Origin of the sequence: Psychrobacter sp. DAB_AL43B (genome assembly GCF_900168255.1) — a bacterium.
In the GTDB taxonomy this organism is placed as follows: domain Bacteria; phylum Pseudomonadota; class Gammaproteobacteria; order Pseudomonadales; family Moraxellaceae; genus Psychrobacter.
Window position 1 is genome coordinate 2711945 of the sequence record NZ_LT799838.1, and the last position, 15424, is coordinate 2727368.

Genomic DNA, 15424 nt, shown 5'->3' on the forward strand with positions numbered 1-15424 from the left:
CTCGTCATTAATAAAAACATAATAACAACTTAATATAAACTTAATAATAACCAAGCAGCTTCCACCAAAGTAACCCTGCACCTATCCATACTACAAGGTTTACCACACTCATGATGGCTCCAATACTCCACCACTCTCCTAACGTCACATAGCCTGAGTTAAAGATAACTGGTGCGGTACCTGTTGCATAATGAGTGAGCGTCATCATGATATTGCCTGCTGCTGCCAAAATCAGCGCATATAACATCGGAGGTGCCCCTAAAGTCAATCCTACTGCATAGAAAGCGGCAAATAGCGCAGTGATATGAGCGGTAGTACTAGCAAAAAAGTAATGAATATACAGATAAACTAAGGTCAAAATAACTACAGCGCCGACCCAGCCTACTCCTAGCGTTCCAATCATTGATTCGATATTACTTGAAAACCAGCTGATTAAACCCAATTTATTAAGGTAAGAGGCCATCATAATAAGGGCGCCAAACCAAATAATGGTATCCCATGCAGATTTTTCTTTAAGCACATCGTCCCAAGTTAGTACGCCAGTCAGTATTAACGTCGTCAATCCTATAAAAGCGGTGGTGGTCGCATCAACACTTAATTGCTCACCAAAGATTAGAGCAGGAATATTTGCCCACAGTATCAGCATCAGCGCAAAGACGCCTAACATGATTTTTTCTTGCGTGCTCACCTGACCCATTTCTGTTAAATTATCTTTGGCAAATTTTTTCGCATCGGGAGTTACTTTGACATCCGGTGGATATATTAAATAAATAACCAATGGCATTAATAATAAACAGAGCATCCCTGGTATAAACATCGCGACTGCCCACGTCGTCCATGACAGCTGAATCTCACTACCAGTAGCTTTGTTGACCAGATCTACCACTAATGGGTTCGGTGCAGTAGCGGTAATAAACATACCGGACGTGATTGGATTGGCATGATAATTAACCATGGCTAAATAACGACCAATTTTTTTCTGTGTGCCTTCTTCTGGCGTAGAATGAAAGCTTTGCGCAATCGACTTCATGATAGGATGAATAATACCACCGCCACGAGCCGTATTAGAGGGTGTAATCGGTGCGATCATCAGCTCCGCCGCAGTCAAAGAATACGCGACCCCGATGGTTTTTTTACCAAAGATAGAGATAAAATAATAAGCGATACGCCGACCTAAACCCGTTTTTATTAATCCCCGCGATATCATCACTGCAACACCAATAAGCCAAATCAGAGGGCTCGAATAGCTTGATAACGCATCAGCAATCGCTTCTTTTGGACTCTCGTTGGTCACACCAGTAAGCGCCACCAAGGTGACGGCAATAATGGCAATCGCGCCAATAGGCAAGACTTTACCGATGATGGCGACAATAGTGCCGATAAATAATGCCAACATATGCCATGCTGCAGGTGTGACCCCATTAGGCACAGGAATGACAAACCAGATGATAAGGCTGACTAAAATCGCAAGCGCAGCAGGTATAGGCTTAAATGGCATAAGTAATATATCCTTATAAAATGTTTGTACCCTCAGATAAAACTATCTTTAAAGCAAAACATCTTCAAGTCAACAGATGCTATGAAGTAATATTAAATTAATTATACAGTTATCATAAAGTTTTTAAATCTACTTGGTGGCCTTGTCACTATTTTTAACATATCTATTATCCACTTGAACAAGATATTTCCATCATATTCGTCAGTTAAAAAATAAAAAAAAGAGCGCATTCACATGCACTCTTTTTTCTGTTTTTGAAATGATGGATAAAAGGCGTTATTCTATTTTAAGGTATTCAGACGACTCGATAACTGATTAATAATTTGATCAATTTCTTCATTAGCTTCAGGCTCATTATCTAAGTTACCATTTGGCGTCAACTGATTCATTACTTCAGGCAATAGCTCAGCCAAACCTTGGCGTACTTCCATCTCATTAGCGCCCGTGTGGGCAGCTACTTGCTGAATTTCGCTGTCATCAAATAAACGGTTAATTTCATTAGGATCAAGATTGTCATTGACCTCCTGATTACTCATCCAAGAACGCGCTTGGTTTTCATAACCCATGCCAGTAATTTTTGATAATGCACCACCCAATCCACCATTACGTTTGATCCAACTTAGTACCATTGGCATGAGTGCAGCAATTAACATTCCTTTACCACCGAAGCCAGACTGTCTAGTTTGGCCACCCATAGTCTGTCCACCCAATACGCTACCTAAGATATCACCAAGCCCACCAGAACCTGAGCTCGTACCACCACGCTGACTATTTCCTGTTAAACCACCACCTGTTAGACCGCCGATAATGTCATCTAAACCAAAGCCATTGTCTGAGCGACGCTCATACTGCTGTGGGTTATAGCCACTTGGTTGATTGCCACCGCCTAATACGTTACCCAATATATCGCCTAGTCCACCAGTACGACGTGGATTAATACGTTGATTGACTGGATTGCGTTGGGCATCCTCTGGGTCTATCGCGCTACGTGCCACTTGGCTCACTAAATTCCCTAGTAAACTCATAGTCTGTTCCTTTTTATTATAATAGAATTTCTCGTTAAAAGGTTTCATTTAATGAAATAACGGCTGCTCCATATATCATTAATCAACATCTAGTAAACCACTTTTAACGATTGATTCTAATATATCAAATCTCTTTCTCTGTCTAGATAGGTGTTTTGTTATGACATGTAGTAGATAATTTGACATTACCAGATAAAGTAGATAACTGAGTAGAAGCCATAAAATCAACTAACCTTTATCTAAGCAGTTTTGCTAGCAATAATATTGGTCAAGATAGTTAATTCTCGCCATTGCTCAGCGCTGACTTGATCACGAAACACAGCCACAGATAAACGGCGTTGATAGGGTTCTATAACAATAAAGTCAAAGCATATAACCCAGCGATAATGAGTGAGCGTACTAAGCTCTGCTTGCCATAATGCATCCCCGTGACCTGTACGTATAAACAGTTGCCAATTTTGATATACACTCTTATTAAGTGGCGGCTGGCTTATATGTAATAATATTGGTCGTGATAATGCTAAGTAACTTATGACTGCGGCGCTGATGATTAATATGAACACATATTGCCATAGTGACAATGAGGCAAGCCCTGCTAATATAATGATCGCACTCGCTAGGACGCTATAAAATGCCATGCGCAAATAGCTCATAGCCTTAATAGTGGTGTCGATACGTAGCGAGGTTAGCGTTGTCATATTGGATACCGCAGCATAGCTTTAATTAATTAAGATTGTTTAAAGCGGCTTTGATAGTTAGAAAATTAGATCAAGCGCTTTAAACGACAGATGAGGATTATTGGTCTTCAAACAATCCTTTAAATCATTAAACCAAACTTTTACTATGGCGCCATGTCTTAATCTTATTGACCAATTCCCATAGCGCCTCATCTTCTGGACGATTTTGATTGGTGAAATAATCCAATAAATCAGGGTCTTCATGAGTCAACATTTGAGCAAATGTTTGTTGTTCTGCAGGCGCAGCCGTTAGGTATATCTCTTTGATATACGGATCAAAATAAAAGTCCAACTCTTTGAGGCCTCGGCGTGCTTGATAAATAATGCGACGCTGCTCATTGGTTGGCTCTGGTTGATTTATAATCGTCATAAAAATATTCTCATTGGTTTACATTGTATTTAGATAAATATTAGGATTCGGCAGTTCTATTGTTAGAAATCACTGTCAGAAATAAATCTATTTTTGATCCTAATCACTTAAGCATAGCCATTTAATTATAAGCATCTAATCACAGCTATTAGTCTTTATCGTAGGCAGATAACTGGCTCCATAATGCCACGGCTTGCTGCATCATAGTGACATTATGAGTACGAATAATGCTAGCACCCTGCTGAAGCGCAAAAATACCAGCAGCAGTACCTACCGTATCACGCTCGGGCGGTTGGGTAACAGCAAGCCCTTGCACACCAGTTTTAGTCAGCACTTCTGCCAAAAATCGCTTGCGCGATATACCAAACATCATCGGCAGTCCAAGTATTTGCAAGTTTTTAAGCTGACTTAATAATGCACAGTGATGCTCATAGTTTTTAGCGAAACCAAATCCGGGGTCGATAATTATTTTTTCACGTTTGACACCCATACTTATGACTTCATCGATACGTGCTTTTAACTCTGTCTGTACCTCACTGATGACATCATCATATTGCGCCAGATTATTCATGGTCGTTGGCTCGCCGCGCATATGCATCAACATAACCGGTATATCAAGCTGAGCTGCCATCGCTGCTGCATCCACACGTTTAAGCGACCGCACATCATTCCAAATATCAGCACCTACCTCAAAAGCTGCCTGCATAACCGCCGGATTGCTGGTGTCAATAGAGAGCCAAATACCACCACCACAGTGCTCTCTAATCGCTTGCACGACGGGTATAACACGTTGTATCTCTTCATCGGTTGCCACAGCGTCCGCATTTGGTCGCGTAGACTCACCACCGATATCGATAATGGTTGCACCGCCCTCTATCATTTGCTGACAATGGGCAACTGCTTTATCGATTCCATTAAACTGTCCACCATCAGAAAATGAATCTGGTGTGACATTAAGAATACCCATAATATGGGGCTGTGATAAGTCTAACACTTTATCGCGGCTGGTCACCGTATAAGCAGGTAAAGGTTGGAATAATGACATGACCCATCCATTATATAAAAGATTGAAAAAACGGTCTTAAAGAGTAGCTTATGATAGCAGTAAATCTTATACGATTCTAAAATAGCGGCAACAAAAAAGCCCTTTCTAAAAAGGGCTTTTTCTACTGAATGTTGATGAAGTAAATATTACATCGCTGGTAATGGCGGAGGCGTCGTTCCAACTGTTTTCATATCGCCTTTCGATAAGTTCACTTCATTATGCTGATAAACTCTTGGCGGACGAGGTTGTTCACCGGCTAGGATATCTTGCAACTGATCACGATCAATAGTTTCCCATTTCATCAAAGCTTCAACCATAGCATGCATTTTTTCTTGATTGCCTTCAATCAATTCACGAGCAATGTCATATTGCTCTTCTAGCATACGGCGCACTTCTTCATCGACCTTTTGCTGCGTGGCTTCTGATATGGTGCGAGTTCCACCGCCAAAGTAGCCTTGCGAGCTATCGTCATCTTCATACACCATGATACCTAGTGCGTCTGACATGCCGTATTTGGTAACCATAGCACGCGCCATTTTAGTTGCGCGCTCAAAGTCGTTTGAAGCACCCGTCGACATCTGATTAATAAAGACTTCTTCGGCAATACGACCACCAAATAAAATCGCAATGTCACTCAGCATTTTTGATTTATACATACTGGTTTGGTCGTGCTCAGGCAACTGCCACGTAACACCAAGAGCAAAACCACGCGGCATAATAGTGACTTTATGTACAGGATCAGTGCCCGGTAGCAGCTCAGCGACTAAAGCATGACCTGCTTCGTGGTAAGCGGTAGCACGGCGCTCTTCTTCACGTATCACCATTGATTTACGCTCAGGACCCATATATAGCTTATCTTTTGCGTCTTCAAAGTCATTCATATCGACGCTTTTCTTGTTACGACGAGCCGCAAATAATGCCGCTTCGTTGACAAGATTGGCCAGCTGCGCGCCACTAAATCCAGGCGTACCGCGGGCAAGTGCGTTAGCATCAACACCGATTGTATTGGGTAGTTTTCTCAAATGTACTTTAAGAATTTGCTCACGACCTTTGATATCTGGCAAGCCAACTTGAACCTGGCGGTCAAAACGACCGGGACGCAATAATGCTTTATCAAGAACATCGGCACGGTTGGTAGCAGCAATGACGATAACGCCTTCGTTGCCTTCAAAACCATCCATTTCGACCAATAATTGGTTCAGTGTCTGCTCGCGCTCATCGTTACCGCCGCCCATACCGGAGCCACGATGGCGACCGACTGCATCAATCTCATCAATAAAGATAATACAAGGGGCGCTCTTTTTCGCTTGTTCAAACATATCACGAACACGTGACGCACCGACACCCACGAACATCTCAACAAAGTCAGAACCTGAAATTGAAAAGAACGGTACTTTTGCTTCACCAGCAATAGCTCTTGCTAGTAGCGTTTTACCCGTACCTGGTGGACCTACCATCAAAATACCGCGTGGAATCGTCGCGCCAAGCTTGGTGAATTTATCAGGGTCACGCAAGAACTCGACCACTTCAACCACTTCTTCTTTGGCTTCTTCACAACCCGCCACATCTTCAAAACTCACTTTGATTTGGTCTTCGGTTAGCATTTTAGCTTTTGATTTACCAAAGCTCATTGGTCCGCCGCCTTTACCGCCAGCGCCACCTTGCATATTACGCATAAAGAACAAAAACAGACCAATAATCAATAGAATTGGGAAACTGGCTATTAGCAATTGCATCAGGACACTTTGACGCTTAGGCGCTGTGCCTTGCACTTCAACTTGGTTCTCGCGCAATAGTGGCATGAGCTGCTCATCAGCCACAGCTGGTCTAATGGTCTCAAATGAAGAACCATTTTTCTTTTCACCGATGATTTGCTCGCCATCAATTTCAACACTGGCTACTTGATTTTCTGACACAGCGGTCACAAACTCAGAGTAGTTAAGGCTATCCGGCTCAGATGATTTATCAAAGCCGCTAAACACCAGCACTAAAACGCCGATTACCACCAGCCACAATAAGGTATTTTTTACCATGTCGCTCACTAGTTATTCCCATCCCTTACTTATTGGTGTGTTTACTAAACACGTGACGTCTATATATAAACGTATGTCTCACTATTCAAGGGCTATTGGCAAATTATCGCTTATTCATCCAAAAGAGAGGTCATAAAAACAACCTCACACTTTTACTGGAAGTAATAAGCCATATAAACATGCACAATAACAATAGATAACTGAGTTTATAAGGCGCTTACGATCAGACGACTTTGCTTAAAACATAAATACTTAAACATAGGTTTGAAACAAAGTTAATATAGCATTATATGTGGTATAAACCTGAATAATTCAAGCAGGTTTCGCATTTATTCAGTTAACGATTGTAGCGGTTTTCATTTAAACATCAATACATTATATGGTGACGCATTATCTCATGTAATATTATCGCAATTTATTGATGTTAAAACTATTTAATAGCGATCCAAAACATCTCTTTTGAGCGTGGTCGTGAAGCGCCCGGTTTGATACTACGGATTTTACTAAAATCAAGCTGCATCTGCTTGCGTAATTCTTGTGTACCTTCACCTTGAAACACTTTCATAATAAGCGCGCCACCTTCTGGTAAGGTTGCAAGCGCGAAATCGACCGCAAGCTCACATAAGTACATCATACGCGGCTGATCGATTGCGCTATTACCGGCAGTGTTAGGGGCCATATCAGATAACACCACATCGACTTGTCTATCGCCCACCTCCGCCATGATACGGTCAAACACTTCGGCCTCGCGAAAGTCGCCTTGAATGAAGGTGACGTCTGGCAAAGTATCCATAGGCAAAATATCAGAAGCAATCAATATGCCTTTTTCGCCCACTAATTCACCGGCAACTTGTGACCAACTACCAGGCGCACTACCCAAATCAACAACAGTCATACCTTTTTTAATCAAATTGGTTTTTTCATTAATCTCGAGTAACTTGTAAGCGGCACGGGCACGGTAGCCGTCCTTTTGGGCTCTTTTCACATAAGGATCGTCAATATGCTCCTTCATCCAAGCACTACTGCTTTTTGACAATTTTTTATTTTCAATACGTGTGACCAAAATTCCTGCTCCTATAATTTTACAAAATACTCATAAACGTCTATTAAACGGTCTTTCATTAAATAATTTTCTGATAAGCAGCTTTTAATACGTACTCAACTATTCTCACTGAGCTTTCACTTAGCGATTAATTAAGCCATTCATCCGTCTTAGACGATTAAACGGTCAAATTTTCTTAGTGAAAACGCTGCTTTATAAGGCCGTAGCGTTTATAATGTGCTCATACTTGCAGTTTAACATTTTCATTACGTAAAATCGTGCAAAATCCTGCTGATCTCATGCAAGATGACCATAGATTATCTATAATGGTCATTAACTGCACTCATTCGCACTGTCATTTATTTTTACCAAACCCTAGGAATTCTATGCAACTTGATAACGCTACCATCAAACGCCTAAAAGGCATTGGTCATGATCTCAAACCGATTGTTATGATTGGCAATAAAGGTGTCACGCCAAGCATCACAGAAGAGATTGATCGCGCCTTATCAGATCATGAACTGATTAAGGTAAAACTGCCTGCTGGCACCAAAGAAGAGCGTGATGTCATCGGTGCTGAGCTTGCCGCTACTGCTAAGGCGACGTTGATTCACTCAATTGGTCGCATGGCGCTATTGCTTCGTAAAAATCCAAACGCCAATCCTAAACTATCGAATCTTGCCCGTAACGCTTAGTCGTTTATTATTGGTAGGCCGCTTAAAAACAAGCTTATCCTGCTGATATGCCAGTTAGATTTTTAGATTATAAAAGCCGTGATGCATCTTTGCTCGCGGCTTTTATGTTATTTATCGCTTAGGATTTACTGATATCGAGTATTTGATATGAATAATAGTGCGTATCAAATATTATAATATCTATATTTGAGGTAATAAAGACATGAGCCAGCGTTTTGATTTACGTCTAGCAACTGAAACTTTAGCAGAGGATGCACAGCAACTTGGTGTGACGGTAGAAACCTTACAAAACATTAGCGTGCAAGTAACCGCAACGCTTGTAAAGCAGCCAAACGCTTACTTAGAGCTAGAGTATTTTGTGACGCTACCTACTGAATCGTTAGCTGACCAACTTAACTGGCCAACATGGCAATCAGAGCAAGTAAGCTTTACTGATTATCTATGGGAACAGACTTGCCTTGAATGCTTCTTTACAGGTAAGTTAATCGTTAACGACCGTTCGATAAATAGTGACTGTTTAATAAATAATGACAATATAGCCAACACTCATGAAACAACGGCGTATGTCGAGATAAACGCAAGTCCTGACGGTCGTTATGCGCTGTATCAGTTTAAAAGCTATCGTAACCCTGCGACACTTCCACCAAAACCTTTGCTGCAAGCAGATGGACAGACACGCGCCTCTATCGATTGGATTGATACCTCAAATCAGCAAAGGCCCTTAGTAGAGACCAAAGCTTCTAGCCAGTTATCGACAACATCTAAAAGCTCAGCACATAAAAACATATCTCCTAAACTGTATCACTACGAGCGCAGCTTTAGAGTGCCATTAAACCAACTGTCCAACGAAACAGTGGGAATCAAGAATACTGCCATCGAATACATGCATCCTTGTGTCATTTTATACTTTGGCAACACGGCTTTATATTTCGCTCCCAAACACGCCTCCTCGCCTGATTTTCATAATCGTCATTATTGGTCAAGATTTGACCATAAAGCGGCGCTGATTAAATAGCTACTTTTGAAGGTTTGATACCATCATTCAAAATACAAAAAAACTCAGTAATATCACAAAAGATATTACTGAGTTCGGAGAAAACGCTTAACTTAAAAAGCCATTAAAAGCAGCTAAACGATTCTTATTTGTCAGCCATTGCAAGGTAGATACCACGGTTTGAGGCATCATCAACGTATTTTGAATCGCGCCATGTTGTATAGCTATTAACACCGCTATATGGGCTGATACCGTTTTGACGGAAATCAGACACCCAGCCATTACCATCAAATATTTGGATATGGCCATGTGGACGTCTTGAGCTACGATCATAAACAATAACGTCACCAACTTGGGTCGGCATATTGTTACTAATTTTGCTAAAGCCTGCTTGTGACAATGTGCCACGAGAGGCATATTGATAGGCTGAAGGATTAGGGGTAAATTCATAGCCAGCTGATTGTAGCGCTTTACGTACGTAACGAGCACAGTAACCAGAGCTGTTAGATAAAGCGACTCGTGATGCATTTGCTGCTGCAATAGCAGGCGCAGAATAACGATCTGGCACTGTGTTTGCTTGCTGCTGACGCTGCTCATAAGACAAACGACTGGTTAGCGAAGCAAGCTGATATTCTTTTTGTTTTGCATGCGCGCTTAAATTGTCGATTGCTTGGCTAATTTCGTCATTACTAGATACATAAGCACCGCTATTAGTGCTATAAATATTACGACTCGAACCATAGTTCGAAGCAGCAGAGATATTTGTGATGGTATGAGTCAAGGTATTATTTGATTGAAAGGTGGTTTCGGCAGCACCACTTGTCTGTGCCACGCCCATTCCCAATACTGACAAAATTAATAAAGCTTGTTTCATAAATTTACTACCTATTGTGAATACGGGATTGCTCGTCATCCGTGACGAAGCATGAATTAGTTTAGAAAATATAATCATAAGACAAACATGATAAAATCTTTAGTAGAACAGCTCACTCTTGTTTCTTCAATGACGAACGCTGAAATTATTAACAGCTTAGCCATGTGCTTCTTCAATCGCTTTAGATGAGTTATGACGATGTCAAAAAAACAACCTAACCGACTTGCTAAACTTATTGATCATCAAGCTTTTGCTGGTAGCGCGCTACCTCAAACTCTTGCAGACAATATGCGTTTATATATACAAGCAACCACTGAAGTAAAAGAGCTTTTGGTAGATTGTCTACCAGAGGAAATTCTCAGTAACTGCTGGGTTGTGGGTTTAACCGCTGAGCAATTAATACTCAGTGTAGGCTCAATGACTGCTGCTAATCATATCCGCTATTTACAGAGTGCTTATTTGCAGGTGTTAACAGAGCAGTCAATTACATTTAAACAACTCAAGCAAATTCGCGTCGTAGTGGCCAAGGTATCTGCTGATAATCATTATTCTAAATCATCATCAGCGTTGTCAGCACCCTTATCAAAGCCTCATAAAGGCCATGAAAATCAGGCCTTTAGCCAAAACACAAAGCGGACTATATCACAGGCTGCAGAGAGTGTCACCACTGATGAAAGCCTTAAAAAAGCACTTTTGCGCTTAGCAGGTCAGTAAAAACTCTCATTTCCTATTGTAAAGTTATGTAAAAAAACCAAGTAGTTGACACCGCCAGCGCTGGGTTTTTGTAATCTCGTAAACAAAAAAAATCATCTGTCAGTGCTATTCACATTGTGAACATAACCAACAGATGATTTCATTATTCTCTACAGCTTTTATCTTACCTACTATGTAGCATATTTCTTATAAAACTATTAGGAAAGCATCCATTTAAACGAATATTGTTTGACCTTACTTATAACCAATTAATGTAATATTGCGTAATTGTTTCGATACTTCGTGTATATTCCTGTATTCATCCTTAGACAGTTAAGCTATTCAAAGGTAAATATTCGATAGGACAAGTTACGTTGTCATCAAATGTTACAATTTCAAAGTTATTATGATCCGATAAAATCTCACGAACTAATAAATTATTCAATGCATGACCAGATTTGTAGGCATTAAAGCGACCTAAAATTGGATAGCCGATTAAATATAAATCGCCAAGCGCATCTAAAATTTTATGACGAACAAATTCATCATTAAAACGTAGACCTTCTTCATTCAAAATCTTGGCTTCATCGATGACAATAGCATTGTCCATGCTACCGCCTAATGCCAAATTGTTCTGACGTAAAGTTTCAATATCACGTAAAAAACCAAAGGTACGCGCTGAGCTCAATTGTTCGATGAAGTTTTGGGTAGAAAACTGTAGCTGCGCATGTTGGAAATTTTTATCAATCGCAGGGTGGTCAAAATCAATTTCGAAATTTAATTCAAATCCTTCATAAGGACGTAGCTCTGCCCATTTATCGTCAACTTTAACGCGTACCGATCTTACTATTTTAATAAATCTCTTTAAAGCATCCTGCTCACGGAAACCTGCTTGTAATAGCAGTCCCACAAACGGCGCAGCACTGCCATCCATAATCGGTATTTCTGAAGCCGACACACGGACTAGTAGATTATCAACCCCAAGACCAGCTATCGCACTTAGCAAGTGCTCAACCGTACCGACACGCGTACCACCAAAGACAAGATTTGATGACATCATGGTATCTTGTACCAAAAATGCACTCGCAGGAATGGGCAGGCTACCGGCAATATCCGAACGCTCAAAAACGATTCCGGTATTAACTGGCTGCGGATGAAACTCTAAATCAACAGGTTGACCACTATGAAGACCAGTACCGGTAACGGCTATTGCTGTTTTTATGGTTCGTTGGTTCATGGCTGTCTTCTCACATATTTTGTTACAATTGACATAGTGTAGCATTACCCGCCCCTGCTTCGCTAGCGTTAAAAAGCGCTAATTTTCTTATATCTTTGATTTATAACATTTATCACAACTCTATTATTACTGACTTTTATGTCTCGATAATTGATTGATCGCTACGAAATAAGGAGTTTTAGGGACGTTTTATCCTATAAAGTGGCTTACACTGAAATTGTTGAACCATGGCTTTTTATAGATATTTATAGCTTCTACTTAAGCGACTTTATAAATGGGCAGTGGTTATAGATAGTAGTTATAAACAAGCAAAAAAAAGCCAGCGATTGAGCGCTGGCTTTTTTAATGACAAGTATTTATCAATGATTATTTGTTTTGTTGACGTTTCAGATAGTCTTGAATACTGTTGGTCTTGGTTTTAGTCTGTTCTGGCGCAGCATTTGAACGGATTGGATTTTCTTGATATTGAGCTTGAGACTGTTTTTGACTGTTTAGCGCACTGGTATGCAAGTTTGGATCGACAGGCTGTGTGCTGTTTACAGATGGCACAGGCTGCTCTACTACTTCAGGCTCTTCACCCGCATTTTCATCTAAGGTCAGACCCGTTGCAATAACGGTCACATGCAAATCATCACCCATTTTTTCATCAATGACAGAGCCATAGAAAATATGCGCCTCATCTATGTCAGTAATTTCTTCAACGATGACACTGATTTTACTCATCTCATCCAATGATAACGACTCAGAAGAGATAACGTTGACCAGTAAGCCTTTAGCATTCTCTAGACGTAAATCATCAAGCAGTGGCGAACGGATAGCTTTTTCGGTCGCTTGACGCGCACGGTCATCACCGCTGGCACGACCAATACCCATCATCGCATGACCTTTAGCAGTCATTGCAGTACGAATATCATTAAAATCGATATTAATCATACCTTCGCTGGCGATGGTTTCAGCAATACCTTGAACCGCATGTAACAAAACATCATCCGCTTTTTTGAAAGCGTCCTGCATAGAAATGTTGCCGTAGACACTCATTAACTTATCATTTGGGATGGTAATAATAGAGTCAACAAAGTTAGTGAGCTGCTCAATACCCGCTTTAGCAGCCTTGATACGTTTGCCACCTTCAAACTTAAATGGTGTGGTGACTACTGCGACTGTCAACACTTCCATTTCTTTAGCAATACGCGCAACCACTGGTGCTGCACCAGTACCAGTACCGCCACCCATTCCAGCGGTGATAAACACCATATCTGAGTGTTCAAGTAACGCACGAATCGCTTCTTCGTCGCTTTCTGCGGCTTCACGACCAACTTCTGGGTTCGCCCCTGCGCCTAGACCACGGTTTGTTTTTGCGCCAAGTTGTAATTTATGCGGTGCGGTCAAACGATCAAGCGCCTGTTTATCGGTATTCGCACAGACAAACGTTACACCTCTAATCCCTTGTTGTACCATATGTTCAACTGCATTACCGCCACCGCCGCCTACACCGAATACAGTGAAGCTTGCCTGGCCATTATTTTGAAGCTGGTTATCATCTGGCATGGTGTATTTTGACATAAAAAGGTTTCTCCAGTTGCAGATAGCGTGATGGTCGATACGTGTTAACACACTCATATGGCGCGCTATCGACTTACTATATATAAATGTATTGAAATAAAACAGGGCAATGGCTTAAATAGTGACGCTTAGCCCAAATATGCCGTTATTATACAGGGTATTACTTTTAATATTGTTGCATGGTCTTAAGCGCAAAATACTGATCTGTATGCTATAAATATTTTGCCAGCAGAATTATAGTATCTTTTTTAATACACTAGCAAAACGTTGCCCTGCACTTTGAAAGACGCCAGTCACTCGGTTTTTTTGAATCGCTTCAGGCTCACTTTTTTCACTACGCCGAAACTGCTCGCTTTGACTATATAGTAATGTCCCAAATGCCGTTTGATAAGCGCGATCATTGACCTGAAGATTTAGCTGCTTAAATGATTCATCATTATCAAAATGGTTATAAGCGCTAATAGCAGGATGGGTATTGGTCAATACCACTGGCATTTTAAGCAATTTTTTGGCAAACGGTATCATGCCTTTAATCGAACTACCACCGCCCGTGAGCACAATGCCTTTATCAATATAGCTTAATAGGTCGGCTTCATGCAGTTGGCGAATCACCTCGGTGAAAATCTGCACGTAACGAGCTTCAATAATACGGGCTAGATTATAGATACCGATGTTAATTTCATCGCCTGATCCTTGTGGCTTAAAGATAAAAAATGAGCTTGGATCTACACTATTGACATCGACCGTGCCATACGATTTTTTTAGCTTTTCAGCTTCTATCATAGAAATACCCACATCTGCCGAAATGTCCATCGTCACCTCATGACTGCCGGTCGCGATGCAATGCGTAAAAATCAGCTTATTTTCTTTATAAACACAAATACTGGTAGTACTAGCGCCGATATCGATTAAGCAAACGCCCTGTTGGCGCTCTTCACTCATCAAGCTATATTCTGCACTGGTCACCGCATCAAAAACGATATGGTCAATACCAACATCACAGCTTTGCAGTAGTTTTTGGATATTCTGACGGCTCGCAACCGGCATCATCATCATGTGATACATCACGGCAATGTTGTGCGCCACCATGTCAATGGCGTCATCCACCATAAACTCTTGATTGTCGATATAAATGCCTTGCTGGCAACAATGCATCAAATAGTAATCCGATGACAAATCTTGCGACTTAGCATTCGATAACGCCTGCACCATATCTTTGGTACGTACGACTTCGTCTTCTACTCTAACATCACCGGTACTGTTTTTGCTCAACAGTTCAGGTGTTGCCATCGTTAACCACACACTATGCACGCGACAATTGGCGGTATCTTCCGCTTCTTGAATGGCTTGTTTGATAGCGCCTTGCAAACGTTCGCGATGCTTTATTTGACCTTGATAAAAGTCACTATTTTTAACTTGCCCAACACCCATAATACGAATGTCTTTTGCAGAGACAACGCTGCCAATAACGACATAAACTGCCGTGGCACTTAGATGGACAACAACCAGATTTTCAGTATTTTTCATGGTACCAGACAAATTATCGCTAAACAGGAGACCAAATGATGTCTCCATTAAATCATTAAAAGGGTTATCATCAAGCGATGATATTGTAGGG

General features: G+C 41.0%; 14 protein-coding genes. 3 read left to right on the forward strand and 11 right to left on the reverse strand.

Translation table 11 applies throughout. The features are described 5' to 3' along the window. Positions 1–40: 40 nt before the first annotated feature. The 7 genes from DABAL43B_RS11535 to DABAL43B_RS11565 form a co-directional block, all read right to left on the reverse strand. A complete protein-coding gene (locus DABAL43B_RS11535; protein ID WP_079692517.1) occupies positions 41–1498 on the reverse strand; it encodes an anion permease in 1458 nt (485 codons plus the stop codon). A 281-nt stretch (positions 1499–1779) separates the two neighbouring features. Further along, entirely contained in the window at positions 1780–2523 is a 744-nt protein-coding gene (locus tag DABAL43B_RS11540) for a YidB family protein (RefSeq protein ID WP_079692518.1), read from the reverse strand. 239 nt (positions 2524–2762) lie between these two features. Next, the gene (locus DABAL43B_RS11545) at positions 2763–3221 is read right to left on the reverse strand and encodes a hypothetical protein (RefSeq protein ID WP_079692519.1); all 459 of its coding nucleotides are present in this window, start codon (positions 3219–3221) and stop codon (positions 2763–2765) included. Between the two features lie 127 nt (positions 3222–3348). After that, entirely contained in the window at positions 3349–3630 is a 282-nt protein-coding gene (locus DABAL43B_RS11550) for a succinate dehydrogenase assembly factor 2 (RefSeq protein ID WP_079692521.1), read from the reverse strand. 148 nt (positions 3631–3778) lie between these two features. Then, positions 3779–4675 carry a dihydropteroate synthase gene (gene folP / locus DABAL43B_RS11555; protein WP_079692522.1) on the reverse strand — a complete coding sequence of 299 codons (897 nt, stop codon included), beginning with the start codon at positions 4673–4675 and terminating at the stop codon, positions 3779–3781. 146 nt (positions 4676–4821) lie between these two features. Further along, positions 4822–6717, reverse strand: coding sequence for an ATP-dependent zinc metalloprotease FtsH (gene ftsH, locus DABAL43B_RS11560; RefSeq protein WP_079692523.1), 1896 nt, complete (start codon positions 6715–6717; stop codon positions 4822–4824). Between the two features lie 421 nt (positions 6718–7138). Then, a complete protein-coding gene (locus DABAL43B_RS11565; RefSeq protein ID WP_079692524.1) occupies positions 7139–7771 on the reverse strand; it encodes an RlmE family RNA methyltransferase in 633 nt (210 codons plus the stop codon). Positions 7772–8136: 365 nt separating this feature from the next. Between DABAL43B_RS11565 and DABAL43B_RS11570 the strand changes: the two genes are divergently transcribed. Then, entirely contained in the window at positions 8137–8445 is a 309-nt protein-coding gene (locus DABAL43B_RS11570) for a YhbY family RNA-binding protein (protein ID WP_079692525.1), read from the forward strand. 202 nt (positions 8446–8647) lie between these two features. Beyond that, positions 8648–9460, forward strand: a complete 813-nt coding sequence (locus DABAL43B_RS11575) for a hypothetical protein (RefSeq protein ID WP_079692526.1) — start codon at positions 8648–8650, stop codon at positions 9458–9460. A 124-nt stretch (positions 9461–9584) separates the two neighbouring features. Here the strand turns inward: DABAL43B_RS11575 and DABAL43B_RS11580 are convergent, their stop codons facing one another. Continuing rightward, entirely contained in the window at positions 9585–10313 is a 729-nt protein-coding gene (locus DABAL43B_RS11580; protein WP_079692527.1) for a CHAP domain-containing protein, read from the reverse strand. Positions 10314–10511: 198 nt separating this feature from the next. On the opposite strand from DABAL43B_RS11580, the gene DABAL43B_RS11585 reads away from it, so the two are divergent. Continuing rightward, positions 10512–11027, forward strand: a complete 516-nt coding sequence (locus DABAL43B_RS11585) for a hypothetical protein (RefSeq protein WP_079693110.1) — start codon at positions 10512–10514, stop codon at positions 11025–11027. A 304-nt stretch (positions 11028–11331) separates the two neighbouring features. On the opposite strand, the gene lpxC is transcribed toward DABAL43B_RS11585, so the two are convergent. The 3 genes from lpxC to ftsA all read right to left on the reverse strand — a co-directional run bounded on the left by lpxC (position 11332) and on the right by ftsA (position 15333). After that, on the reverse strand, positions 11332–12243 hold the full coding sequence (lpxC, locus tag DABAL43B_RS11590) for a UDP-3-O-acyl-N-acetylglucosamine deacetylase (RefSeq protein WP_171996353.1): 912 nt from the start codon (positions 12241–12243) through the stop codon (positions 11332–11334). A gap of 366 nt (positions 12244–12609) precedes the next feature. Further along, on the reverse strand, positions 12610–13806 hold the full coding sequence (gene ftsZ, locus DABAL43B_RS11595; protein WP_079692529.1) for a cell division protein FtsZ: 1197 nt from the start codon (positions 13804–13806) through the stop codon (positions 12610–12612). 234 nt (positions 13807–14040) lie between these two features. Next, positions 14041–15333, reverse strand: coding sequence for a cell division protein FtsA (gene ftsA / locus DABAL43B_RS11600; RefSeq protein WP_197684658.1), 1293 nt, complete (start codon positions 15331–15333; stop codon positions 14041–14043). Between the last annotated feature and the right edge of the window lie 91 nt (positions 15334–15424).

Coding starts and splice junctions, on each gene's coding strand:
- DABAL43B_RS11535 (WP_079692517.1), bottom strand. CDS start 1,498: ATGCCATTTAAGCCTATACCTGCTGCGCTTGCGATTTTAGTCAGCCTT.
- DABAL43B_RS11540 (WP_079692518.1), bottom strand. CDS start 2,523: ATGAGTTTACTAGGGAATTTAGTGAGCCAAGTGGCACGTAGCGCGATA.
- DABAL43B_RS11545 (WP_079692519.1), bottom strand. CDS start 3,221: ATGACAACGCTAACCTCGCTACGTATCGACACCACTATTAAGGCTATG.
- DABAL43B_RS11550 (WP_079692521.1), bottom strand. CDS start 3,630: ATGACGATTATAAATCAACCAGAGCCAACCAATGAGCAGCGTCGCATT.
- folP (WP_079692522.1), bottom strand. CDS start 4,675: ATGTCATTATTCCAACCTTTACCTGCTTATACGGTGACCAGCCGCGAT.
- DABAL43B_RS11570 (WP_079692525.1), top strand. CDS start 8,137: ATGCAACTTGATAACGCTACCATCAAACGCCTAAAAGGCATTGGTCAT.
- DABAL43B_RS11575 (WP_079692526.1), top strand. CDS start 8,648: ATGAGCCAGCGTTTTGATTTACGTCTAGCAACTGAAACTTTAGCAGAG.
- DABAL43B_RS11580 (WP_079692527.1), bottom strand. CDS start 10,313: ATGAAACAAGCTTTATTAATTTTGTCAGTATTGGGAATGGGCGTGGCA.
- DABAL43B_RS11585 (WP_079693110.1), top strand. CDS start 10,512: ATGTCAAAAAAACAACCTAACCGACTTGCTAAACTTATTGATCATCAA.
- lpxC (WP_171996353.1), bottom strand. CDS start 12,243: ATGAACCAACGAACCATAAAAACAGCAATAGCCGTTACCGGTACTGGT.
- ftsZ (WP_079692529.1), bottom strand. CDS start 13,806: ATGTCAAAATACACCATGCCAGATGATAACCAGCTTCAAAATAATGGC.
- ftsA (WP_197684658.1), bottom strand. CDS start 15,333: ATGAAAAATACTGAAAATCTGGTTGTTGTCCATCTAAGTGCCACGGCA.